A 24137-nucleotide genomic window follows, 5' to 3' on the forward strand; every position below is an offset into this window, starting at 1 on the left:
CGCATCACCGCCGGCGAATCCGCCGAAGACCACAGGCACAACACCACAAGGAATCACATGGCAAGCAAGACAGCACCTCCTGCGACAGGGGCCACAACGCGCAGGACTATCGCGGGAATGATCCTGGCAATGGCACTGATCGAGTCGCTCAGCGGAGTCACGCAGGGATACCTGAACCCGATACTGCCTGCGCTGGGACCCGTCTTCGAGATTGATGACCCCACCATCAACGGCATCTTCCTCATCTCCAACGTCAGTTTTGCGGTTCTCACGCCGATCATTTCCAGGCTTGGCGACAGCTATGGATACCGGCTTGTTCTACGCTGGTCCACCGGCGTCGTAGCGGTGGGCGTGCTCCAGATGGCGCTCTGGCCGTCGCTGTGGACGGTGACGGTTGGCGTCGTCATGCTGACCTGCGTTGTGGGCTTCATCCCGCTGATGATGGGAATCCTCCGCGTCAGCAGCCCGGCACACACCCGGACCGGCGTGAGCGTCATGATCGGCATGCTCATGATCATGGTGGGAGCCGGCGGGCTGCTTGCAGGAATCGTCGGCGTCACCGATCCGACGCTTGGATTCTGGGTTGCCGTTCCGTTCGCGGTCATCGCCTTCGTCTGTTCCTTCGTACTGCCCGACGCCGGGGTCCCCACTCGTGAGGGCATCGCTTTGCTCCCGCTTCTGGCCTGTTCCCTCGGGCTGATTGGTTTCGTGGTGGCACTCTCCATGGCGCCTGAATGGGGCTGGCTCGACGCCCGCACGCTGGCTGCCGGCCTGGTGGGGTTCGCCCTGCTGGCCTACTGGGCAAAGCGCGACTACAGCGGGGCCCATGGCGGCAGGTTCATGGACCTTCGGATGCTGGCCAATCCACGGATCCGTGCCATTTCCGTGGCCACGTTCTTCTTCGGCTTCGCGTCCATCAGCTACTTCGGCACCAACGGCATCTTCCTGCATTCCAACCCGGACAAGACCGGATATGGGTTCGCGCTCAGCCCGCTGATGATCGCGATTGTGCTGGCTTTGGCTTCCGTTCTCTCACTGGTTTCCTCGCTGCTGACGGCACGGGCACTGCGCCGATTCGGCGAACGCGCCACCCTGGTATTTGCGGGCCTGCTGCTGGCAGGCGGCTTCCTGGTCATGATCGTGGCCCACGGGTCCTTGTCCTGGTACTGCGTGGGTTTTGCGATGTTCAACCTGAGCCTGGGGATGTACCAGGCAGGCACGCGCTCGCTGTCCGTGGAAGGCGTTCCGCTGGAAGAAACGTCGACGGCGGCCGGGCTCAACGAGCTGGCCCTGTCCGTCGGCATCGCGGTGGGTGCCGCCGTCGTGAAGCTGCTGTCCTCAGCCTCTGTGGAATCCGGCCGCATCACCGAGGCCGGGCTTCTGTCCATCTGGGGAGCACTGGCAGTGGCCGCACTGATTGCGGCCGCGGCAAGCGCCCGCTACCCGAAGCGCGAGAAAGCCGAGGCGTCCGCATGACCGCCACCGGACTTAACAGCATGAGTCGCGGGGCCGGCGTCGTACGCGAATCCCAAGGCGACGTCGAGGCTACGCTGAAGGCCGCCACAGAACGCTGGAAACCGGACCTGCTGGACCTCAGCCACGCCATCCACGCTGATCCGGAGCTCGGCGGCCAGGAGTTCCGTGCCGTGAAGCGCGTCAGGCGGCTGCTTCGGACAGCCGGGTTCCGCTTCGATAATCGCCAGCCACTCCAGGCCACCGCGTTCAGCGCGAGCTACGGAAGCGGTGAACTGGTTGTGGCCCTCTGTGTTGAGTATGACGCCCTGCCGGACATCGGCCACGCCTGCGGACACAACGTCAATGCTGCCAGTGCCGTGGGGGCGGCGCTGGCCCTGGCGGCGGTGGCCGACGAACTCGGCATCACTGTCAAAGTGCTCGGAACGCCCGCGGAAGAGACCACCGGCGGCAAAGTGAACCTGATCGAGGAAGGCTTTTTCGAAGACGTCTCACTGGCGATGATGGTCCACGCCGGCGGGGGAGACGTCGTGGGCGGTTCGTCCTTGGCGATGTCCATGTGGGACGTGTTGTTCGAGGGCAGGCCGGCCCACGCCGCTGCTGCCCCGATGGAAGGGGTCAACGCCCTGGACGCGTTAGTCGTCGCGCAGACCGCCATTGCGCTGGCGAGGCAGCAGCTCCCGACGGCGTCGATCGTTTCGCTGATCGTCACTGAAGGCGGAAGCGCCGTCAACGTCATCCCCGAGCGTGCACGGGCGAGCGTTGAGATGCGGGCTCCGAGCATCGAGAAGCTGCGCATCATCCAGGACAAGGTCCGGCGGTGCCTCGAAGCAGGCGCCCACGCCAGCGGTTGCACCCTGCAAGTCACGCCAACCGGCAACGACTACGCCGAACTCCGCCAAGACCCGTTCCTGTCCCACGCCTACCGGGCAGCCATGACGGCCATCGGAAGGGACGTTTCCTTCAATGCCGAGCCAGTGGCTTCCACGGACATGGGCAACGTCTCCCAGCTGGTGCCGAGCATCCACCCGATCGTCGGCTACGACGTGAGGGGCGCGGCCCATCACACGGCCGAGTTCGCCGCCTTTGGCGCTTCGGCCTCCGCGGACAAAGCTGTGCTGGACGCCGCGTTTGGCCTGGCGGCCGCTGCGTCCGCTACCGCCTTGGATCCGGAGGAACGGAGCCGGCTATTGACCAGGACGAGCGCTTAGCATGTGCCAACTGCAGTGCGGCTGGCCCCCGCCGCGCTGCGGGCGGACAATGGAGTCAGCACGCAGGCGCGTGTATTTGTAGGGAGGGCCATGGAACGGGCAAAGCCGGTTCGTCCTCCCGCCAGCCGGACCACGGCTGTGCCGGGAGCTTCGGCTGTGCGGCTGGAACCGGCTGTGCGGCGGGATCCAGCGATCGACCTTGTCCGTTTCATCTGCCTGCTCCTGGTGGTCGCGGCCCACTGCATGATGGTCAGCCCCGTTCTGCACAGGGACGGGAAAGTCACCACGGAAAACACGCTCATGGAGCAAAGTTGGTTCACGCCCGTGGTTTGGGTGCTCATGATCGTCCCGTTGTTCTTCGTCCTGGGCGGCGTAACCGGGTTGCAGTCGTGGCGACGGTTGAGGGCACGTGGTGGCACCGGCTTTGACTTCGCCCAGCTGAGACTGCTGCGCCTGGTCCGTCCGGCCATGGCCCTTCTCGGGACCATGTGGGCAGGACTCTGGGTGGCACTGCTCCTCGGCGTGGATCCACAGGTGATCCAATTGATGACCACGGGGGCCGCGATGCCCCTTTGGTTCCTGGCTGCGTACCTCACAGCCCAGCTCAGCATCCCGCTGATGGCCGGGCTCCACCAACGTGCCCCACTGCCGACCATAGGCATACTCGTGGCGCTGATCATTACCGTTGATTCCCTGCGCGGAGCGGTCCCCGTGCTGGCCTTCATCAACATGGTGTTTGTCTGGTGCGCAGTCCAGCAGCTCGGCTTCCTCATGGCCGACGGCTTTTTTGAGCACCGCAGCAGAACCTGGCTGGTAGGGGCGATCGTAGTCAGTAACGTTCTGCTCGGACTGGTGACCGGCGTGGGCGTGTATCCGGGCAACATGGTGGTAAACATCAATCCGCCCAGCCTTTGCCTGCTCCTCCTGGGCATCTCGCAGACTGCAACCCTCCAACTCCTGGGCACGGGCATACGGTGGATCGCCTCCGTGCGCTGGATACGGACGATCATTGCCGTGGCGGGCCGCCGCTCCATGACCGTCTACCTCTGGCACCTTCCGCTGTTGGTAGGTATGTCCGGACTCCTGCTCCTCACCGAGTTTCCCAAACCGGCAGCCGGTACAGCGGAATGGTGGTGGGCGCGCATCCTCGTCTTCTTCGCAGTCATCGGCCTGCTGCTGCCGGTCGTCTTGCTCCTTGGTCGCCTTGAGAACCGTCCGACGGCGGCCAGCCACGCCCGGGGTCCCTCGCGGACCGCTGTGGTGACTGCCGCCGTCGTGGTCCTTATCCCGGTTGCCGATGCCGCCTTCAATGGCCTGACGCTGGCGCTTCTGGGCGGGGGAGCTGCATGCTTCGCGCTCGCGGTCCTGCTGCTTGGCAGGGTCCCGACGCCGGTGCTACCGCCGCCGGTACAGGACGGGACACGAAAGCGCGAGGGGAAGCTTTCCACATTGCCAGCGCACGGTTTACGTGCCAATCTCGAATCATGACCGAGCACACCGAATCATTGGCAGACTCCTTCCGCGCTGGCGTCACAACAGTGCGCAACGACAAATTCCACCGCTATGAACTCCGCGTAGACGGTGAGTTGGCGGTGATTTCCCAATTCATCGATAGGCCCGGTCACATCGATTTCACGCACACAGAAACTAGGTCCCAGTTCAAGGGCCAGGGATTGGCCAAGGTATTGGCCCACTTTGCCTTGGATGATGTGGTGGCGTCAGGCAAGCGCATCATTCCGCATTGCCCGTACATCGCCGCGTACCTGCAGAAGCATGAGGGTTATGAGCAGGACGTCGACTGGCCTGCAGAGAAGCCTGTAGGCGAACCGGACAACGAGTAGGGTTTCGGGTCCAAATCGACGTTTCGAGCGCGGCTGGTTCATGAAGGCTCCCAACTGATTAGTGCACGTTCCTGCCGGATCGTGTCGCGGAAATTCCGAGTTATTTGAGCCCATAGTCCTAAGCATCCTGCGATTCAAGTCATCCCGGAATTTGCTGTCACACTGGGCCTATGGGGAGCGATTTTGATACTGGCTCCAGCGGTGGAACCATCACCGCTGGACCAGTCAGCGATCAGGAAATCATTGCGACGGTCCGTGGAGGCGACACTGATGCGTTCGACTTGTTGTACCGCCGGCATCTGGCGGCGGCTCAATACGTTGCGCGAGCGAATACTGATAACCCGAGCGACGCCGACGACGTCGTAGCCGAGGCATTCGCATCAGTGTTCCAGGCTCTTAGCAGCGGCAAAGGACCGCGGGAGTTTTTTCGCGCCTACCTGCTGACAGTGGTCCAGCGGACAGCGCATGCGCGGAACCGGAAAGCAAGGCTTACCCAGTCCGCGCCGGATGATGCCACCCTGGATTCCGCCGTCGTCGACGCCGATCCCATCTTGAGGGAATTCGAATCCTCAGCTGTGGCGGCGGCGTTCAAGTCGCTTCCCGAGCGTTGGCAAGCGGTGCTCTGGCACGTCGACATTGAGGGGATGAAACCGGCTGCTGCTGCGCCGTTCATCGGTGTCAGCCCCAATGGAGTGTCGTCTTTGCTGATCCGGGCAAGAGAGGGACTCCGCCAGGCGTATTTGCAAAACCACGTGGTGCTGGCACCCGATGATGAGTGTTCGGAGTATTCCGGCCAGTTGGGCAAGTATGCACGGAACGCCCTGAAACGGACCTCACGCGAAAAAGTCAGTGCGCATCTGGAGACCTGTTCCAAGTGCACTGCGCTCCTCTTTGAACTTAACCACATCCAGGGTGCCATGAGGGCGGCTCTCTTCCCCTTGGTGACGGGCATCCTGTTGACTCCTGGCGCAACTGCGGGATTGCTCGCGGCATCGAATCCGTCCGGCGTCACTGGGCAGAGCGCTGTAACAGTTCGATCCCTCGGCAACGTGTGGAAGGTGGCTGTTGTTGCGGTAATGGCCGCAGGGGTGGCGATTCTTGGTCTGGTTGCATGGTTCGGGCAGTCCGGCGCGGAAACCAGCAACGCCAACGATGCCCCGGGCACCTCCGCGTCGCCCGGGGAATCCAACCCAACAACGGCTACGGCACAGCCGCCAGCCCACCCGTCCCCAGCTCCAACGGCGGCGCAGCTCCCGCAACTTTTTACGCCTATCGAGGTTCCGCCGAGTCCTGCATCCACTGAAATCGCACCCAAACGGGCAGCGGATGTCACGAACTCCGGAACGGTGTCCTCAACCACAGAGGCCACTCCTTCAATGGCTGCCGCATCGCAGACGGTCGATGCTGCCTTTGGCATGGAATCCGGAGGCGGGGTACCTGAGCGCGATATCAGTGTGGGCTTCTCACTGCTGGGGGACGGGACACCGGGCTCCGGTGAAGCAATCTTCAGCCTGTCAGAGAATGCCACATTCATCCCGGGGAAGTTCTCCGCGCCGTCCGGCTGGTCGTGCTCAGACCCTGCCGCGGAGAGTCGTCGGATCCGCTGCACCATAGCCTCGATCGATCCTGCCAGCCTGGCATTCGAATTGGGCGTTTCAATCTCAAATTCGGCCGAAGGAAGCACTCTGAACTACCAGTTTGCCGGCCAACACATCATTGCCAAGTCCTTCGCCAACGGCTTCCATTAGCCGCTGAGCGCTGTCTTCGGAACTCCTCGAAGAAATGCCCAAAACTTTTTCGATTTTCTCCGTCACGATTCTGACTCAGCCCACACTAAGAGGCTGACAATATCTGTGCGAATCGGCTTCCTTGGAAGCGGAAGCGCCAAGCGCTGTCGCTTCGGAGTCGAGGCTGGGGCGCTTGGGGACGATGGAAAGACAAGCAACAGCCGTGAAGAATTCCCTCTTGGCCAGAACTTTGGTGATACTTCTCTCCACCCTTACTGCTGCTTCGGCGGTGGGCGGCCTTCAACTTTCTCCTGCGCAGGCGACGACGCCCTCAGCACCCGCCGCCTCCGATGCTCCCCAGCCGGGCACTGTGGTGTTCTCGGAAGATTTTGAGCACGGCAGCCCTAACTCGGCTCTCGGTGCGCAGTCTTACTCCGCGCCCGGGTCAAAGCAGTACGTTGGCAAGGGCGGCCAAGCGTATACAGGTTCCCCAAGTTGGATCGACGCCGCGAGGTGCAATGGCGTCGTCCTGAGCTACCGGAATTCCACGACGCCCACCTGGGCGCAGTCCGGGACGGTCGCCGCCGGCAACAACAATCGGTGTGCCGAGCTCTCGGATGTCCGCAGCTATCAGTACATGCGCATGCTGGCCTTGGCCATGGGCCAGCAGTTCACCCCTTCTTCGCCCGCCACCAACCACGTCAACAGCTCTTACACGGAATGCCCCTCCACCAGCTCAAGCGGATCGGTGTGCGATGCCATCCCGTCAGGGCCCACTGATGGGGTGATGTTCAAGACTGCCAGCCCGATCCCTGTGACCGCGGGCCACTATTACACTTTTGGCGTCAACACGGCGTACATCAATTGCGGTGCGGCAGCGGGGGATCCGTCCTATCAGTTCGCCACTGTTGACAACGCTGGGATAGCCACGCCCATGGGGAACCCCCTCAACGGGTGCCAAACCTCGGACGATCCCAATGTTGACTCATTCCAGCAACAAGTCACCAGCGATGTCGGCGGAACCCAGGGAACGGTCACCAGGACCGTCAACATCAACTCGATGACGTCCAACACGGCAGTCCTGGCCACTGGCAATTCCCTGGGGCTGGAAATGTGGAATAACAATGGCGCCACCAACGGGAACGACGGCGCCTTTGATGATGTGCGCCTGGTTGACGTCACTCCGCAATTGAAGCAATCCTTCACGCCCTCGTTGGTTGGCCCCGGCGAGATTTCCACCCTCACCCTCACGGTCACCAATTCCAGCGAGCTCAACGCGAAGCATGACTGGTCAATCAATCAGATGCTTCCGCCAGGACTGGCCGTCGCGGCCGCTCCCAACATCGGTGGAACGTGCGTTCAGGATCCGGGAACCAGCCCGTTCACTCGCTTGGCAGATGCGGGGAGCCGTAGTCTTTCGATCTCCGGCGGCGACCTCCGTGCAGGCCAGGCCTCGTGCACCGTTATGGTGGATGTTACTGCCGCCGCGGAGGGCACGTATGCCAGCGCATCCGGGGATATTGCGACCAACTTGAACGCTCCCGCACCGGATTCCCTGGTGGTCCGGGCTCCCCGGATAGCGCTGAGCAAAGCGCTGACCACCGCGCGAGCTGTGGGCTCCGACCAATTCACTATGGAGATTCGCGCTGGGTCTCCTACCGGGCCCGTGGTTAATGCCACAACAAGATCCACCACCGTAGGATCTGTGGCATTCATTGTCGCTGGTACTGGTGTTACGGGGCACACTGTGGCCGACGTGGGCACTACCTACTACCTCACGGAAGCGGGAGGAATCCCGTCCAATTACCACCAGAGCATCACCTGTACGGACGCCGCTGGCCTGCAGCCCGGCTTGCCTGCTGGCGCTGCGATTGACCGGCCGTTTGCACTAACGCCCGTCGCCGGCGCAGACATTGAGTGCATTCTGACTGGCGCCGCTGCTCCCCTTCCTGGCCTCGGGTTTACTCACAACGCTGATGCCACGGCTGTCCAATCCCCAGCGCAGGTAGGTGATGTGATCCAGTACAGCTTTGCGGCGAAAAACAGTGGCAACGTGGCGTTGACGGACGTTGCCATCAACAACACCCTGGCCGGGCTCTCGGCGTTGGCATATTCGTGGCCCGGGGTCCCCGGCCAACTGCTACCAGGTCAAACACTGACCGCGGTTGCTGCGTACAGAGTCACCCAAGCAAACCTCGACGCCGGTCAGGTCGCCAACTCCGCTACACTCGCCGGCGTTGCGGGAACGGGCCGCCTCATGGCCTCCTTGCCCGTGGCTTCAGATACACGGTTATCACCGGATGCACGCCTTGAATTCTCGACCACTGCAGATGCCTTTGCAGTGGGCGATCCTGCCCGGGCGGGCGAAGTCATCACGTATAACTTCGCTGCGAAGAACGTCGGAAACGTCGCCCTCATGGACGTTTCCGTGGAGGATCAAGTGCCGGGAGTCGGGCCACTGGCTTACGTGTGGCCGGGCGTCGCCGGTGAATTGCTGCCTGGTGAAACGGTGACGGCTTCGGCAACCTACAAGCTCACATGGTGGGACATCAAAGCTGGCAACATCACTAACGCGGCAACAGCTGCGGCGACGTCTTCGGCGGGTGGGCTGGTAACAACGGATCGTGCCATAACCGCAGTGGCTTTCCCGCCCACGGGGCAGAAGGAGGCCGTAGAGGCTTTCCTGCGGATAGCTGCGCAACCAGGACAACAGGCCTCCCTGAGGCCCAATCCGAAACAGCCAAGCGAGTCGGTTCAGCCAAGCGAGTCGGTGACGAGTGGCAATTCATCAGTTGGAACGTTGCCCAACACGGGAGTCACGTTCTCCGTCCTGCCGGTTGCTGCCCTCATCCTTTCCGGTCTCGTCCTCCTCCTGTTCGGGCGTCGAAAGCTCTCTGTGGATTAGCCGCGCCTACGTTGCCACTGCACGGCGTGCCAGAAGAGGAGGGCCGCCGTGAGCAGCACGGCAGCGCATTCCCGTGTTCGTCGATGCCGAAATAGGACACAAAAGTTTGACTAAAAGGCAAGCCTAAGTAAGGCTTGCCTTTGCTAACTAGCGCCCAACGTAATGGAAGGAAGCTGACGTGACGTCACCAAGTGTCGAAGAGCGGATCGCTCAGGAGCAGGACTTTGGGTCCAAGGTGGAGCTGGCCCTCGCTGCCACCAACCAGCTGTTCAACGCACGAAATTCGCCCAGCTATGTGGCGCAGGTTCTTCAGGGAGTAAACGCGGTCTCCACCAAAGTCCAGCGAACGGCCCGGCCGTTCACCGGCGTCGCGCATGCAGAACTGAAGGCCAAGGTTGGGGCCATCGATCTCGAACGTCCGCTGCCGGATACTGCTGCTGCCCTTGAGGAGCTTGACGAGCTCTACCTCAAGGACGCCATCTACTTCCACGATGCCCGTTACGCGGCACACTTGAACTGCCCGGTGGTCATTCCCGCGCTGGTTGGTGAAGCCGTGCTCTCGGCCGTGAATTCCTCCATGGACACGTGGGACCAGAGTGCCGGCGCCACAATGATCGAGCGGCGCCTCATCGGTTGGACTGCCGAGCGGATCGGTTTTGATACCACCGCCGATGGCGTCTTCACATCGGGTGGGAGCCAGTCCAATTTCCAGGCGCTACTGATCGCGCGAAACCACGCTGTCACCAAGCTGCGTGCCACGAATGGCGACGCGCGCCTGCCGCACCTCCTTGACCGTCTCCGGATTTTCACATCCGCAGACAGCCACTTCAGCATCCAGAAGTCCGCTTCCATGCTCGGGCTCGGTTTCGACGCCGTGATCTCCGTGCCCACCGCTGACGACCGCAGCATGGACCCCATGGCGCTCGCGGCTGCTTTGGCGGAAGCGCACGACGCCGGTCTGATACCGATGGCGGTCGTGGCCACGGCCGGAACTACCGACTTCGGTTCGGTCGACCCGCTTTCCGAGCTGGCGGCCTTGGTGCGCGCCTATGATTCCTGGCTGCACGTGGACGGTGCCTACGGTGGGGGTTTGATCGTGTCCGGCCGCCACCGGCACCTCCTGAACGGTATCCACCTTGCCGACTCCGTCACCGTCGACTTCCACAAGACCTTCTTCCAACCCGTCAGCTCCAGTGCAGTCGTGGTCCGCAACGGCTCCATGATGCACCACGTCACCTACTACGCGGACTACCTGAACCCGGAGAGCGCCGCGAAGGCCAAAATTCCCAACCAGGTGGACAAGAGCATTCAGACCACCCGCCGCTTCGACGCCCTCAAGCTGTGGCTCACCCTGCGCATCATGGGCGCCGATGCCATTGGTGCGCTGTTCGACGAAGCGATCGACCTCGCTGGCAGGGTCGGCGCCCTGCTGTCCGACGACGCTGAGTTTGAGCTTGCTGCCCCACCCCAGCTGAGCACTTTGGTGTTCCGCTATCGCCCGACCGTTGACGGCGTGGCATTGGACGAGGACGCCGCAGACGTCCTCAACCCTGCCATCCGCGCAGCGATCTTTGCTTCAGGCGAAGCCGTGGTTGCCGGTACCAAGGTGGCTGGCCGCCACTACCTCAAATTCACCCTCCTCAACGCCGAGGCCTCCCTGAGGGATATCCAGGAAATCATCGAACTTATCCGCCGGACAGGCGCTAGCCTGCTTTCGGCCACCACGGAGGCTGCAGCGTGAGCACCTCAGGCAACAGCAGGATTTACGACGTCGCGGGCATCGGCGTCGGGCCCTTTAACCTTGGCCTCGCCGCGCTGAGCGAACCCGTGGAAGGCCTGGACTGTGTGTTCCTGGACCGTCGCGACTCTTTCGACTGGCACCCGGGGATGATGCTGGAGCCTGCGCACCTGCAGGTCCCGTTCATGGCAGACCTGGTGACCCTGGCCGATCCGACGTCGCCGTACTCGTTTTTGAACTTCCTCAAGCAGACCGGACGCTTGTACCGCTTCTACATCCGGGAAAACTTCTACCCGCTGCGCGCGGAATACAACCAGTACTGCCAGTGGGTGGCCGGCCAGTTGGAGTCGGTTCGTTTTAGCACGGATGTGCTGGATGTGACGTACGACGACGGCGTGTACCGGCTTTCGGTGCAAGGTCCTGGAGGCGCTGAGTTGCTTCGAGCCCGCAAGCTCGTTCTGGGCACAGGCACCTCGCCGTACGTTCCGGACTCCTGTGCGGGGATTGTGGAAGGCGGGGGAGTTGTCCTCCACAATGCCGAGTACCTGTCGAGGAAGAGTGAGCTGCAATCCAAGCGCAGCATCACTATCGTCGGTAGCGGCCAGAGTGCCGCGGAGCTCTACTACGAACTCCTGCAGGAAATCGACGTGTACGGCTACAAGCTCAACTGGGTGACTCGCTCGGGCCGCTTCTTTCCATTGGAGTACACCAAGCTGACGCTCGAGATGACGTCCCCGGAGTACGTTGACTACTTCCACTCACTCCCGGGCGAGCAGCGGGATTCGCTGATCAAGAGCCAGAAGAACCTGTACAAGGGCATCAACTCGGACCTGATTGACGACATCTACGATCTCCTTTACACCAAGAGCCTCTCCGGCATGGTGGACACCCAGCTGCATACTCACTCGTCGCTCACCGCTGCAGAATGGAATGCCGCCACAGGCACGCATGCCCTCCAGCTGCACCACGAGGAACACGGCCAGAGCTACGCGTTGGAGTCCGAAGCCGTGATTCTGGCCACCGGCTACACGTATAAAGAACCCGCCTTCCTTGCGGGCATCCAGGACCGGATCCGCCGCGACGCCAAGGGCCGCTTCGACGTCGAGCGCAACTATGGAACCGGCGTCGAACCCGGCGAAATCTTCGTCCAGAATGCAGAGCTTCACACCCACGGTTTCGTCACGCCGGACCTTGGCATGGCCGCCTACCGCAACTCCTGCATCCTGCGGGAAATCACCGGCAGCGAGATTTACCCGATCGAGCGGAGTATCGCGTTCCAGCAGTTTGGCGCGCCCGCCCCCGTTCCCTCAACGGTTCCGAACACCGTGGGGGCAACCGTATGAGCTTCACGTTTCGGCCGGTGGATCCCCTCGCGGACGCACCTACCCTCCACAGCTGGGTGAGCCAGGAGTACGCCCGGTTCTGGGGAATGGTGTCGGCCACCGAGCAGGACGTTGTGGAGGAGTACTCGAGGATCGCCGAGTCCGGCTATCACCAAGCGTTCCTGGGGCTCGACGACGGCGTCCCCGCTTTCCTGATGGAGCGGTACCGCCCCGAGTCCTCGCCGTTGGCGGACGTCTACGAGGTCCAGACCGGTGATGTGGGTATGCACCTCCTGGTGTCTCCGCCCAGTGGCAAACCGCAGCCCGGTTACACCACCGCCGTCATGCAGTCCGTCATGACGGAACTGTTCCATGATCCCGCAACCCAGCGGATCGTCGTCGAGCCTGACGCCCGCAACCACAAGATCCATGTCCTCAACGAGAAGGTGGGCTTCCGCCCGCACGGCGTGGTGACCCTTCCCGCCGTCGATCCTGCCGAAGACCACAAGCAGGGGCTCCTGAGCTTCTGCACACGCGAGGATTTCCTCGCCACCCTGACCCCAGTTCTGGCCGCGACTGCCGCGGCGACCAGAGGAGAATCCCTGTGACCACTACCGCTGAAGCCACCCTCCACGACGTAGCCGAACCTGTCTCCCACCTGACTCCTGAGCGCTGGGCGGCCGCCAACAGGCACTTGGTCCGCAAGGCGATCGCCGAGTTCTCCCACGAGCGGATCCTGGTGCCGGAGCTGATCCGTGAGGAGGGCGACGGCGTCGGGCTCTACAAGGTGGTCAGCAACGACGCCACCGTTGAGTACCGCTTCCGTGCGCGACTCTTGCAGCTTGAACATTTTTCCGTGGCTGCTGAGTCCATCGCCCGGCTGCGCGAGGGTGAAGAGCTGCCGCTTGATGCCCTGGACTTCATCACCGAATTCCGTGAAGAGTTGGCCATTCGACAAGAAATGCTGCCGGTCTACCTTGAGGAAATCAGCAGCACGCTGGCCAGCAACGCGTACAAGCAAGGCAAACCATTTAGCTCTGCCGAGTTGGCGGCGGGCATCACCCGCGGCATGGACCCGGCGGTCGATTTCCAGGCGATCGAGCACAGCATGACCGAGGGCCATCCGTGCTTCGTTGCCAACAATGGCCGGTTGGGTTTTGGCATTGCCGATTACCATGCGTTCGCGCCGGAAACCGGTGCTGTGGTGAAGCTTCAGTGGATCGCTGTGCATCGCAGCAAGGCCGTTTATACGTCAAGGGCAGGGCTGGATTACCGGACTCACTTTGAGGCCGAACTCGGACCCGCAACTCTGGCATGGTTCACTGCGGAACTGTGCGCTTCCGGCCTTGATCCTGAGGACTACCTGTTCATGCCGGTGCACCCTTGGCAATGGGACAACAAGCTCACGGTGACATTCGCGGCAGAAATCGCCCAGCGCCACATCGTGAACCTGGGCAGCGGCAAGGACTCCTACCAGGCGCAGCAGTCCATCCGTACGTTCTTCAACACCACCTCACCAGAGAAGGCGTACGTCAAAACGGCCATGTCCGTGCTGAACATGGGCTTCATGCGCGGCTTGTCTCCGCAGTATATGAAGGCAACGCCGGCCATTAATGACTGGCTGCAGGAACTGATCGGCAATGACCAGGAGCTCCAGGACCGGGGCCTGGCCATGATCCGTGAAACGGCGGCTATCGGCTACCACAACCAATACTACGAGGCTGCTTCGGCCAAGGGCTCGCCTTACCGGAAGATGCTCTCGGCTCTGTGGAGGGAAAGTCCCCTCCCGCTGCTTGAAGACGGCCAGCAGCTGGCCACCATGGCGTCCTTGTTGCATGTGGATTCCTCCGGGGCATCCCTGGTCTCATCCCTGATTCAGCGCTCAGGGTTGGCTCCCACGGAGTGGCTGCGCCGCTACTTTGAGGCCTACCTCGTTCCGTTGATCCACTGCCTCTACGAGTATGAGCTTGCATTCATGCCTCACGGCGAGAATGTCATCCTGATCCTGGAAGACGGTGTACCCGTCCGCGCGATCATGAAGGATATCGCTGAGGAAATCGTGGTGATGGGAGACCGGCTCGAGTTGCCCGAGGAAGTCTCCCGCGTCAAGGCCCAGATTCCTGCCGAAGAAATGGTCCTCGCGATCTTCACCGACGTATTCGACTGCATCTTCCGTTTCCTTGGGGCCATCCTTGTGGAGGACGGGACGCTGCGGGAAGACGAGTTCTGGGGGACTGCCGCTGCCGTGGTTCGGGAATATCAGGAACGCCACCCGGAACTAGCGGACCAGTTCGCCATGCATGATCTGTTCGCTCCGGACTTCCAGTTGTCCTGCCTTAATCGGCTGCAGTTGCGGAACAACCAGCAGATGCTCGATATCTCGGATCCCTCTGGGGGATTGCAGATGGCTGGTCGCCTGGCCAACCCCCTGGCAAAGTTCGCTTAAGCGGAAAATTGGCGGAGGCGCCGCCGGGAAAAATTGCTTCATCCGGTGGCGCCTCCTCGTGACTGGCTGCCTGATCCGACCCCAGGCAGCTGCCACGCCTATGTAGTACGAGTTGCCGCTGAATCGTGTTGCGGAAAAGGACGCGGCTTCACGGCATTTCCTTATTCCGTGGCGTTTCCTTTTACCAGGCTGACCGTCTGTATCGGAGGCCTGCGATTGCCCGGTCGCACTCAGCGCGCGACGTGGGAAAATCCAAAAACTCCACGAGTGTTCGCTGCCCAACGCCCAGGTGTAGCCCGTCGATGAGTTGCAGACAGCGGAACAATGCCTCGTAGCTCTCCCGCTTGCGGGTCATCATGGTGTGAATGCTTCCGCGATGATAGGCGGCGGTGGCATCCACTGCCGCAAGTTCCCCTCGGCATATCTGTCCCATTTCGGCCAACTTGTCCCAGGTGAGCAGCTTGCCGCCTTCAGACCATCCGAGGTGCAGGGTTGCTATCGTGTGGCTTCTCCGCCGGGCGCTGCGGCCGAGCGATATTTCATGGATCAGCCGTTCGAAGTGCGCCATGGTGGCAAGCCCGGTATAGACGTCGGTGCAGGAGAACGGCTCAAGTCGTTCATTTTCCGTCGCCCATCCCTCGACGAGATCCCGCATGGAGTCGTCATCAGCAGGCACGCCTGCCGCTTCAAAAAAGGCACTGAGATCCTGCATGGTTTCGCGGACTCCAACGCCGTGATAGGCGCGGGACGCCCCAAGATTTTTGGCAGACATTTGCAGCTCACCACCCTCCGCTTGGGCCTTCAGCATGTCCTCGACTTCAGGAACAAGCCAGTCACCGGGAAATAGCCATCCTGATTGCTGACTCCGTTCCTGCCAGCGCCCACGGAGCTGTAAGGATCTGCTTTCGATTCTCAAGTGAGCGAGTTGATCTTCCATGTCCAATGAGTGCCAGGGATGTGGAAGTCGTGACGCAATTTGGTCCAAATACTGGACACCCGTCTCGCTCGGCATCGTTCCGTCCGCGCGCCAGAAAAAGTTTTCGCTTTTTGCGGCATGAACTTTTCCCACGCCGCACTCATTGACTGGAGACCAACCCTGCCGGACGCAAATGGATGGTCTCTCTTGATGTAAATGTTTTGCTCGTCGGTTGCGGGGTCGGCCGGGTCACTGTTCTTTGGAAGGAACCCCTTGAAGTATCCGGTTGGGAAGATTACGGCGTTCGTTGCCGCGTTAATGGTGGTCCTGGGAGGGCTTTCATGCGGGGCGGTCGGTTTTGGCACGCCAGCTCAGGCTTACCAGATCGCGACCTCCTCGGCGAACGTCGGAGGTGGCGTCGCCACACTTTCAATGCCTGGATCTGGTCTGACCGCCACCTTTGACCAGTCGGGTTATACCGACCTCGTGGGGCAGACAACGATGGGCAGCCGTGGATATGTGGCCTCTGATTTCTCACAAAACGTCGGAACCGGGGCCCCGGCTGTTGAATTCGCAACCAACGCAATCAATAATTGCGCGGCAATCGGTCCGTGCAGCGGCTTGGGGACCGTCACTATCGCGTTCAGTCAGCCCGTTCGGAATCCTGTGCTCAACGTTGCCGGAATCGGGGCCACTTCATGGCTTGATATTGGCAAAAACGGCACGGTCGACCAACAGTCCGAACTCCACGTCGTGCTGGACATGGCAACGACAGGTTTGTCCATGACCCGGCTTTCGGGTGGAAACCTGGCTGTAGTGGGAAATTCGATCACTGCCACTAACGACAACACTGGCGTTCGCTGCGACACGAATGTTAACGGTGGCACGCCTCCTCAGCATGACGCAGTGGCTACGGCAGCGTGCGGCTCCGTCCGGATCAACGGCATTGTCACGTCCCTGACGTTCAACATCAGCGCCATCTTCACCCAAACCACCAGCACTATGCCGCCCAACACGATCAACGACCCACAGGACTCCGGCCATAACGCCGACAACTTTCTGATGGCGATGACTGTCCCGCAGGATTTCGGTGACGCGCCTGCTTCGTACGATCAGAGCAATGCTGCCCGGGCTGTTCTTTCGGATGTGGCCCTTGGGGCGAACGTGACTGAGGATAACGCTCAGGTGGCCAATGGCACTGCGTCGCCGAATGCGGGTGCGACGGCGGCCCAGGACCTGATGGACGACGGCGTGGTTCTGGCGCCCATGACACAGGGTGCTACCAGCTACTCAACCACCGTGGCGATCAGTGGGGCCAGCAAAGCCGGAACGACCTGTGGCTGGATTGATTTCAATAAGGACGGGATTTTCAATAACACCGCCGAGCGGGCTTGCGCCACGTTCGCTGCGGGCGCCACGACCGCCACCCTGACCTGGACGACGGTCCCTGCGGGGGTGACTGCTGGGACGACGTATGCGCGGTTCCGGATCGGCTACACCACCGCCCAGGTCCAGGTCCCGATCGGTGCCTCCGATTCCGGTGAGGTGGAGGATTACGTTTTCACTGTTGCTCCTGCGGCTGCTCCGGCGATCACGCTGGTCAAGACAGTGGACAAGACCACGCTGGTGGCCGGTGAAACCGCAACCTACACGTTCGTGGCGAAGAATACGGGAAACGTGACGCTCACCTCGGTGGTCATCACCGAGACCCAATTCTCCGGAACCGGCACCATGTCCGCCCTTTCCTACACTTGGCCTGGCCTTCCCGGGGTCCTTTTGCCCGGACAGTCGGTGACTGCCACCGCAACGTATGTGGTCACTCAGCCGGACGTCACCACGGGGTTACTGACCAACACGGCGAAGGTCACCGGGAACCCGCCCCTTGGCTTGCCCGTCACGGCAACCGATGATGCCCAGGTCACGGCGCCTCCGGCGTGGAAGATCAAAAAGAGCGCCACCGTCAACGGGTCAGTTCCTGCGAACGGGTCCGTCACCCCGGGGCAGACCATCGTGTACACCGTGACGGCCACCAGCATCAGCGGCACCATCACCGGGGTCGTGCTCAAGGACAACCTGGCACAGGTCCTGGATGACGCGACGTTCGTGCCCGGTTCAGCGACCCTGGTGATTGGTACGGGATCACCTGTGGCTGTGGCCGATCCTGTGCCGCCGTCCACGTTGCTGAGCACCGCCGCGTTCACGCTGCCTGCCGGTCAGACAGCCACCCTGAAGTACAGCGTGGTGGTCAAAACGGGCGCGTGGAACGCACAGCTTGTCAACGTGGTGACGGGCACAGCAACTACCACGCCACCGCAGACCTGCGCGCCAAGCTCGGCAGGGCCGGGACCTGACTGCACCACGACGCATCACACCCCGGGCAAGGTGCTGATCGAGAAGATCGGCGAGTCCTCGGGCGGTACGTGGGTTCCGATGGCGGGCTCCACGTGGGCCGTGCATACCGATAACAACGGCGCACCCGGTGCCGTGCTGGCCAGCCCAGCCGTCACCGCTGTGAGCGGGCAAACAGGCCGGTTCCAGCTCGAGGGAATCCAGGCAGGAACGTACTGGCTCGAAGAAACCGCAGCGCCGGACGGGTTCAGCCTGCTGGCCGAGCCCGTGCAGTTCACCATCGCAGCGAACGGTGCCGTGTCCCTGGGCCAAGGCGCTGGCGGCGGAGTAGTGACCAGCACCGACGCCGACGGCGATGGGATCTTCCTGCTCACAGTCCGGGACGTGCCGGCGCTTCAGCTTCCCGAGTCCGGCGGTATCGGCTGGTGGCCGTTCACCACGGCCGGATCCGTCCTGCTGCTGGGCGCCCTCGCACTGTCAACGGCCGGCAACCGCCGCCGGCGCGAGTCCATTACTACCTAAAAGAAGAGTTCCCCCGAGCCCCCGTGAGTATTGCGGGCCGGGTCAGTAAATGTTCATTTCCGAGCATCAGCACCATCACCATGAAAGAGGAAATACAGTGAGTAATCACCACACCGGGCGGCTTTGGAAGACCGCCGCCGCCACGATCGCCGGGGCGGTGTTGGCGATGTCCTTCTCCGTGGCCCCGGCTTCGGCCGCGCCCCTGGTTGATCCGGGCCAGACCGGTTCCATCACGGTCCACAAGTTCGAACGTCCCGTCACCCCGACGGGCCTGCCGAACAACGGCACGTCCGTGGACACCACCGGCCTGACACCGTTGGCCGGTATCGAGTTCACGATCCAGCAGGTCAACACCATTGACCTGTCTACCAATGCAGGTTGGGACGCAGCACACAACCTCTCCAGCGTGTTCGCTCCGGCCAACGCTGCAGGTTCGATCACCGGTGCGGGCTACACCCTTGGCGCCGCCCAAGCGAAGACCACCGATGCCGCGGGCACCGCAGGTTTCACGTCATTGCCTGTAGGCCTGTACCTGGTGACAGAAACGAACTACCCGGCAGGCGTGACACCCTCGGCCCCGTTCCTGGTATCCGTGCCGCTGACCGACCCGGATAACAAGGACAACTGGATCTATGACGTCCACGTCTACCCGAAGAACTCGGTAGCCGGTGCGGAAAAGACCGTCACGGATGCCCCTGACGTCAAACTCGGGGACCAGATCGACTTCACCATCACCGGTGACATCCCGAACGAAGCCGTCATCGATGGCTACAAGATCGTGGACGCCCTGGACCCGAAACTGACCTACGTCGGCGCGTCCGCCACCCTCGTTGATGGCACCCCCATCACGGCCGGCACGGACTACACCGTGAACTTCGACGCCGCTACCAACACCGTCTCGGTCATCTTCACCCCCGCGGGCCGTGCGATCCTGGCTGCACACACCGACACCCGGGTGCAGGTCATGGTGAACACCAAGGTCAACACCATCGGTGAAATCGAAAACGAAGCACTCGTTTACCCGAATGCTGCCAGCTTCACCGTTGCACCGGGCCAGCCCGGCGGCCCGATCGTCACACCCCCGGTCGTGACCAAGTGGGGCGAAATGACGCTGCAGAAGGTCAACGAGAACGGTGCAGCCCTTGCCGGTGCCGCATTCTCCGTCTACACCAATGAAGCCGACGCCAAGGCCGGCACGAACCCCGTTGACCTCAACGGCCAGACGGTCTTCACCGTCGCCGCGGACGGCACCCTGACGATCTCGGGCCTGCGGTACTCGGACTGGGCCAACGGCGCAGCCCTCGCACCCGGAAGCCCCGACTACCGCACGTACTACCTGGTAGAGACCACCGCCCCGGCAGGCTACGAACTGCTCGCCGAGCCGGTCTCCTTCCTGATCAACGGCACCACCACCACGGTTGGTATCGACCTGCAGGTGAAGAACATCCCGTCCAACAGCGGCTTCCAGCTGCCCCTGACCGGTGGCGTTGGAACCGGCATTCTTTACGCAGCAGGTGCCCTCCTCGTTGTCGGCGCAGCCCTGATGTTCGTCCGCAACCGCCGCACCAGCAACAACTAACACCAGCAACAACTACTGTGGGGGTCGCTACCGCGGCCTCCACAGTGACCCAAAGTGGGGAAGAACGCCAACCACGCGCTCTTCCCCACTTGCATTCCACTTGCACCCCTCTCATAACCGTTTCACCCCAGATACAGGATTTTGATGACCCAGCCCCAAACCCGCACCCGTCGTGGACTCCGGCACCTGACCGGGCCCTGGAGCCGGCAACGGCTTCTGATCGTGCTGGTCGCGGTCATCGGCGTCGGAATCCTGCTTTATCCCACCGCCGCAGCCTGGTTCTCGGATCGGGTCCACGCCACCGAGATCAGCGGATACGTGGATTCTGTCCAGATAATGAACCCCTCGGCGAAGAAGTCCCTCCTGGACCAGGCGCGGGAGTTCAATGAGGAACTGCCCTCAGGACCCCTCCGTGACCCCTACTCCTTGAACGAAGCAGGGGAACAAACCACCATCGGTGCCGGCTCGGAGGCGTACAAGAAGATGCTGTCGGTCGGGTCTGGAGGCATGATGGGCCGCATCAGTATTCCGTCTATCCACGCGGATTTGCCCATCTTCCATGGCACCGACGAGGACACCCTCTCCAAGGGTGCTGGCCACCTCTTCGGCTCTGCCCTGCCGGTCGGTGGCAAAGGCACTCACAGTGTCTTGAGCGCTCATTCAGGGTTCGTCAACGCCACCCTTTTCGATGACCTGGACAAGGTCCATGAAGGCGACGTCTTCAGCATCAACGTGCTCGACGAAACCCTCTATTACAAAGTCGACCAAATCCTCACTGTCCTGCCCGACCAAACCGAGGCCTTGCGCAAAGTTGAGGGCAAGGATTACCTCACCCTCATTACGTGCACGCCCAAAGGCGTTAACAGTCACCGGCTACTTGTTCGCGGTGAACGCACCGCTGCACCCGTCAGCGCCGACGGACCCCGCACCCTGCCCTCCACCACAACAGATCCCGGATTCCCTTGGTGGATTCTTGGCATCACGGGCGCGACAGTCCTCGCCATCCTCGCCACCAAGCCACGCAAGCGACCCTCCGAGGAAGAGATAGCGGCGCCACATGCCTTCAGCGCATAGTCTAGGCGCATGACGACTCGAGCCAACGAACTCACCGCCCTGGTCACCGGTGCCACGGCTGGGCTCGGTGCGGAATTCGCGCGCCAGCTCGCCGAAGCCGGACACCACCTTGTCTTGGTGGCCCGCGATGAAGAACGCCTCAAGGAAAAGGCCGAGGAGTTTGAACGCGACTTTAGTATCTCGGCGGAGGTTCTGTCCGCCGACCTGACTACCGACGTCGGGGTTTCCTTGGTGGCCGACCGCCTGCGGGACGCTGGGCGACCCGTGGACGTCCTGGTCAACAACGCAGGAATGGGACTCTTGAAGTCGTTCGAGCGGAACGAGTTGGAGGAAGAAAGGCGGCATCTGCGTCTTCACGTGCAGACACCCATGGAGCTGTGCCACGCGGCGCTCGAAGTCATGCTGGCCAGAGGCAAGGGCCGGATCATCAACGTCGCCAGCGTCGCGGCCTTCGCCAACAGGGGCACTTACTCGGCGGCCAAAGCCTGGCAAGTGACGTTCAGCCGGTGGGCAAACATCGCGTATGCGAAGTCGGGCGTGCAGGTCACAGCTGTGTGCCCTGGCTTCACCCACACCGAATTCCACGATCGCATGGGCATGGATAAGTCCGTGGCGCCGCGATTCCTGTGGCTCACCGCAGACCGCGTAGTGCGGGAAGGGCTGGAGGACAACGCCAAGGGCAAGGCTGTTTCCATCCCGACACGGCGATACAAAGTGGTTAGCTTCTTTGCGCGTATCCTGCCGGCGAAGCTTACTTCCGGCCCGCCGCGCCGGCCCCTGCAGCCTTAGGAACCGCAACGCCAGGTGCCCTAACCAGCACCGCTACCGCGATTCCAATCACCGCTCCGACGAACGTTTCAACCGCTCGTTCCATCACCAGCACGCCCGGGTCCATGGGCGCCGCCAGTTGCGCGATCAGCAGGACCACGGGCGTGAAGAACACCATGGCCCAGCCGTAGTGCCGCGCCATGAAAAGCTCGGTGGGAAACTGGCAGAGGGCCACCACAATAGCCAGGACTACAGGGCCGTGGGTTGGGAAATACTGCAGCGGTGACAACGGAGTTGGGAAAAGTACGACGGCGACCACCGCCAACCCGAGGAACGTCCCCACGATGCGGTGGATGCCCCGGTGGACGCGGCTCGGGAGGTCCGCACCTGCCAACGGCACGGCCGCTGCGGCCATGGCCCAATGCGGATGGCCGCTCCCACTGAGCACGCCACACACCCCGGCGGCACCGACAGCGAGGGTGTAGCGGGCCGCGTGAACAAGGGCAGATTGCCGGAGCGGTCCGTGGAGGACTGGGACGTCGCGGGCAGCGCCCGGCTCCCACTTTCGATGCCGAAGCCAGCCAGCAAATCCCACCAGAAGCGAAAACGCAGCGGAAGCAGCACCGATCAGGACGGCAACCAGGAACGGAACGCTGGTGGGGACCGAGGCGCACGCCCCCAATGCGAGGATGCCGAAGAACGGCCCGATCGGTTTAAGGCGAACCGAGTCGGCATATAAGGAACCCGCACCTGCAAAGAGCGTAGCCACCAAAACCAGCCACCAGGAGTGGATGTGGTTGACGGAAAGAAACGTGCCGATGGTGAGCCCGCCAACCAGGACCAGCGCGGCTTGGGCCTGGTGTTTCAGCCGCAATTGATGGGTTTCATTGCGCCCGTACATTCCAGTAAGGGCACCGAAAACGGCATACATCATGAGGTCCGGACGGCCTAAGAGAATCAGGACCAGACCCGGAACTGCGACACTGAAGGCCACCCGAACGGCGGAGAGACGGTCGTTGTTCGCGGGCCCTAGTTTGTGGAGCTCGCGGGCATGCGCCATGAATGCGGGCACGGAAAACACCACCAATCATCTGGGGCTTGTGGGCGAGCTATCTGTATCGAAAATTATCAGGAGCGGCGGGTGGGCCGCCATAAGCCGGGTCACAACCAGTAGTAGGGGACTGGCAGTACCCCTTACGTCAGTACCTCCCATATGCGTCGAGAAGGTTGTTGACTGGATCAAGCGAGTTACTTGGATCAAAGGGAGGCGTCATGCACACACGGACACTTGGGCAAGGTTTGCAGGTCTCGGCCATCGGTCTTGGCTGCATGGGCATGTCACAAAGCTACGGCCCAAATCCGGGGGACCGGGCGGCGATGATCAAGGTGCTCCATGAAGCGGTGGACTTTGGCATCAATTTCTTTGATACGGCCGAGGTCTACGGGCCGTTCGTCAACGAGGAACTCGTCGGCGAGGCGCTTGCTCCTATCAAGGACCAAGTAGTCATTGCCACGAAATTCGGCTGGCGCATCGAAGACGGCAAGTCCGTTGGCTTGGACAGTTCTCCTGAACGGATCAAACGGGTAGCGGACGAGTCGCTCCGCAGGCTTGGCCTGGAGACCCTGGACCTTTTTTATCAGCACCGCGTTGACCCAAATGTGCCTATTGAGGACGTCGCAGGTGCTGTGGGTGAGCTGGTCCAAGCGGGCAAAGTACGCCACTTCGGCCTTTCCGAGGCCTCCGCCACCACTATTCGCGCCGCCCACGGAGTTTTTCCCGTGACCGCCGTCCAGAGTGAGTATTCGTTGTGGACACGGGATCCGGAACCGGAGGTGCTGCCAGCGCTAGCGGAACTCGGCATAGGCTTTGTCCCATTCAGCCCACTTGGCAAGGGATTCCTCACGGGTACTGTTGATCCCTCCACCCAGTTTTCGCAGGGTGACGTCCGTGGCACTATCCCTCGATTCACCGCAGAAAACCGGGCGGCCAATCAAGCACTGGTGGATCATGTGGCCGAACTTGCGGCCTCGAAAGGTGCATCACCGGGTCAGATCGCGCTGGCCTGGCTTCTGGCGCAGCAGCCATGGATTGTCCCGATCCCGGGCACACGACGTCGGGAACGACTCGAAGAGAATGCTGCCGCAACCAACGTTGCGCTCTCCGCTGATGAAGTTGCCGATCTGGATGCCGTGGCCAGCCGGATCGGAGTGCAGGGCAACCGCTACAACGATCAACACATGGGCCTCGTGGGAAGGTAACAGCAAC

Annotated in this window: 17 protein-coding genes; 15 read left to right on the forward strand and 2 right to left on the reverse strand. The window is 62.0% G+C overall.

Features of this window, described 5'->3' with window-relative positions; all coding sequences use genetic code 11:
• The first annotated feature begins 57 nt into the window (after positions 1-57).
• The 10 genes from ACZ5G6_RS01135 (at position 58) to ACZ5G6_RS01180 (ending at position 14663) form a co-directional block, all read left to right on the forward strand.
• A complete protein-coding gene (locus ACZ5G6_RS01135; RefSeq protein WP_498688827.1) occupies positions 58-1476 on the forward strand; it encodes an MFS transporter in 1419 nt (472 codons plus the stop codon).
• On the forward strand, positions 1473-2684 hold the full coding sequence (locus tag ACZ5G6_RS01140; RefSeq protein WP_223935385.1) for a M20 family metallopeptidase: 1212 nt from the start codon (positions 1473-1475) through the stop codon (positions 2682-2684). Before ACZ5G6_RS01135 ends, ACZ5G6_RS01140 begins: the two co-directional genes overlap by 4 nt.
• Positions 2685-2774: 90 nt before the next feature.
• A complete protein-coding gene (locus ACZ5G6_RS01145; protein ID WP_498688830.1) occupies positions 2775-4172 on the forward strand; it encodes an acyltransferase family protein in 1398 nt (465 codons plus the stop codon).
• Positions 4169-4525: a GNAT family N-acetyltransferase gene (locus ACZ5G6_RS01150; protein WP_223935387.1), complete on the forward strand. Its 357-nt coding sequence runs from the start codon at positions 4169-4171 to the stop codon at positions 4523-4525. The genes ACZ5G6_RS01145 and ACZ5G6_RS01150 overlap by 4 nt, the downstream gene beginning before the upstream one ends.
• Before the next feature lie 170 nt (positions 4526-4695).
• Complete coding sequence (locus tag ACZ5G6_RS01155; RefSeq protein WP_223935388.1) at positions 4696-6273, forward strand: sigma-70 family RNA polymerase sigma factor; 1578 nt, start codon at positions 4696-4698, stop codon at positions 6271-6273.
• A gap of 202 nt (positions 6274-6475) precedes the next feature.
• A complete protein-coding gene (locus tag ACZ5G6_RS01160) occupies positions 6476-9157 on the forward strand; it encodes a CLIPPER-2 domain-containing protein (RefSeq protein WP_498688832.1) in 2682 nt (893 codons plus the stop codon).
• 178 nt (positions 9158-9335) lie between these two features.
• Positions 9336-10898, forward strand: coding sequence for a pyridoxal phosphate-dependent decarboxylase family protein (locus ACZ5G6_RS01165; protein WP_498688834.1), 1563 nt, complete (start codon positions 9336-9338; stop codon positions 10896-10898).
• Positions 10895-12238 carry a lysine N(6)-hydroxylase/L-ornithine N(5)-oxygenase family protein gene (locus tag ACZ5G6_RS01170; RefSeq protein WP_498688836.1) on the forward strand — a complete coding sequence of 448 codons (1344 nt, stop codon included), beginning with the start codon at positions 10895-10897 and terminating at the stop codon, positions 12236-12238. The genes ACZ5G6_RS01165 and ACZ5G6_RS01170 overlap by 4 nt, the downstream gene beginning before the upstream one ends.
• Entirely contained in the window at positions 12235-12825 is a 591-nt protein-coding gene (locus tag ACZ5G6_RS01175) for a GNAT family N-acetyltransferase (protein WP_498688838.1), read from the forward strand. Before ACZ5G6_RS01170 ends, ACZ5G6_RS01175 begins: the two co-directional genes overlap by 4 nt.
• Positions 12822-14663 carry an IucA/IucC family protein gene (locus tag ACZ5G6_RS01180; protein WP_498688840.1) on the forward strand — a complete coding sequence of 614 codons (1842 nt, stop codon included), beginning with the start codon at positions 12822-12824 and terminating at the stop codon, positions 14661-14663. The genes ACZ5G6_RS01175 and ACZ5G6_RS01180 overlap by 4 nt, the downstream gene beginning before the upstream one ends.
• 181 nt (positions 14664-14844) lie before the next feature.
• On the opposite strand, the gene ACZ5G6_RS01185 is transcribed toward ACZ5G6_RS01180, so the two are convergent.
• Entirely contained in the window at positions 14845-15732 is an 888-nt protein-coding gene (locus tag ACZ5G6_RS01185) for a hypothetical protein (RefSeq protein WP_498688842.1), read from the reverse strand.
• Between the two features lie 120 nt (positions 15733-15852).
• Between ACZ5G6_RS01185 and ACZ5G6_RS01190 the strand changes: the two genes are divergently transcribed.
• The 4 genes from ACZ5G6_RS01190 to ACZ5G6_RS01205 all read left to right on the forward strand — a co-directional run bounded on the left by ACZ5G6_RS01190 (position 15853) and on the right by ACZ5G6_RS01205 (position 21892).
• Entirely contained in the window at positions 15853-18450 is a 2598-nt protein-coding gene (locus ACZ5G6_RS01190) for a CLIPPER-2 domain-containing protein (protein ID WP_498688844.1), read from the forward strand.
• A 97-nt stretch (positions 18451-18547) separates the two neighbouring features.
• On the forward strand, positions 18548-20029 hold the full coding sequence (locus ACZ5G6_RS01195; RefSeq protein ID WP_498688846.1) for a SpaH/EbpB family LPXTG-anchored major pilin: 1482 nt from the start codon (positions 18548-18550) through the stop codon (positions 20027-20029).
• Positions 20030-20173: 144 nt separating this feature from the next.
• Positions 20174-21103, forward strand: a complete 930-nt coding sequence (locus ACZ5G6_RS01200) for a class C sortase (protein ID WP_498688850.1) — start codon at positions 20174-20176, stop codon at positions 21101-21103.
• Positions 21104-21112: 9 nt separating this feature from the next.
• Entirely contained in the window at positions 21113-21892 is a 780-nt protein-coding gene (locus ACZ5G6_RS01205; RefSeq protein ID WP_223935397.1) for an SDR family NAD(P)-dependent oxidoreductase, read from the forward strand.
• Here ACZ5G6_RS01205 and ACZ5G6_RS01210 read toward each other — a convergent pair.
• On the reverse strand, positions 21855-22943 hold the full coding sequence (locus ACZ5G6_RS01210) for an FUSC family protein (protein ID WP_498688853.1): 1089 nt from the start codon (positions 22941-22943) through the stop codon (positions 21855-21857). The two genes, ACZ5G6_RS01205 and ACZ5G6_RS01210, sit on opposite strands and share 38 nt — an antisense overlap.
• Before the next feature lie 200 nt (positions 22944-23143).
• On the opposite strand from ACZ5G6_RS01210, the gene ACZ5G6_RS01215 reads away from it, so the two are divergent.
• Complete coding sequence (locus ACZ5G6_RS01215) at positions 23144-24130, forward strand: aldo/keto reductase (RefSeq protein WP_498688855.1); 987 nt, start codon at positions 23144-23146, stop codon at positions 24128-24130.
• The last annotated feature ends 7 nt before the right edge of the window (positions 24131-24137 follow it).

The sequence above is a fragment of the Arthrobacter sp. TmtSoilC51 genome (assembly GCF_055388015.1).

Bases quoted from the DNA above. Each gene is read 5' to 3' on its own strand.
- ACZ5G6_RS01135 (WP_498688827.1), top strand. From the start codon at position 58: ATGGCAAGCAAGACAGCACCTCCTGCGACAGGGGCCACAACGCGCAGG.
- ACZ5G6_RS01140 (WP_223935385.1), top strand. From the start codon at position 1,473: ATGACCGCCACCGGACTTAACAGCATGAGTCGCGGGGCCGGCGTCGTA.
- ACZ5G6_RS01145 (WP_498688830.1), top strand. From the start codon at position 2,775: ATGGAACGGGCAAAGCCGGTTCGTCCTCCCGCCAGCCGGACCACGGCT.
- ACZ5G6_RS01150 (WP_223935387.1), top strand. From the start codon at position 4,169: ATGACCGAGCACACCGAATCATTGGCAGACTCCTTCCGCGCTGGCGTC.
- ACZ5G6_RS01155 (WP_223935388.1), top strand. From the start codon at position 4,696: ATGGGGAGCGATTTTGATACTGGCTCCAGCGGTGGAACCATCACCGCT.
- ACZ5G6_RS01175 (WP_498688838.1), top strand. From the start codon at position 12,235: ATGAGCTTCACGTTTCGGCCGGTGGATCCCCTCGCGGACGCACCTACC.
- ACZ5G6_RS01200 (WP_498688850.1), top strand. From the start codon at position 20,174: ATGACCCAGCCCCAAACCCGCACCCGTCGTGGACTCCGGCACCTGACC.
- ACZ5G6_RS01205 (WP_223935397.1), top strand. From the start codon at position 21,113: ATGACGACTCGAGCCAACGAACTCACCGCCCTGGTCACCGGTGCCACG.
- ACZ5G6_RS01215 (WP_498688855.1), top strand. From the start codon at position 23,144: ATGCACACACGGACACTTGGGCAAGGTTTGCAGGTCTCGGCCATCGGT.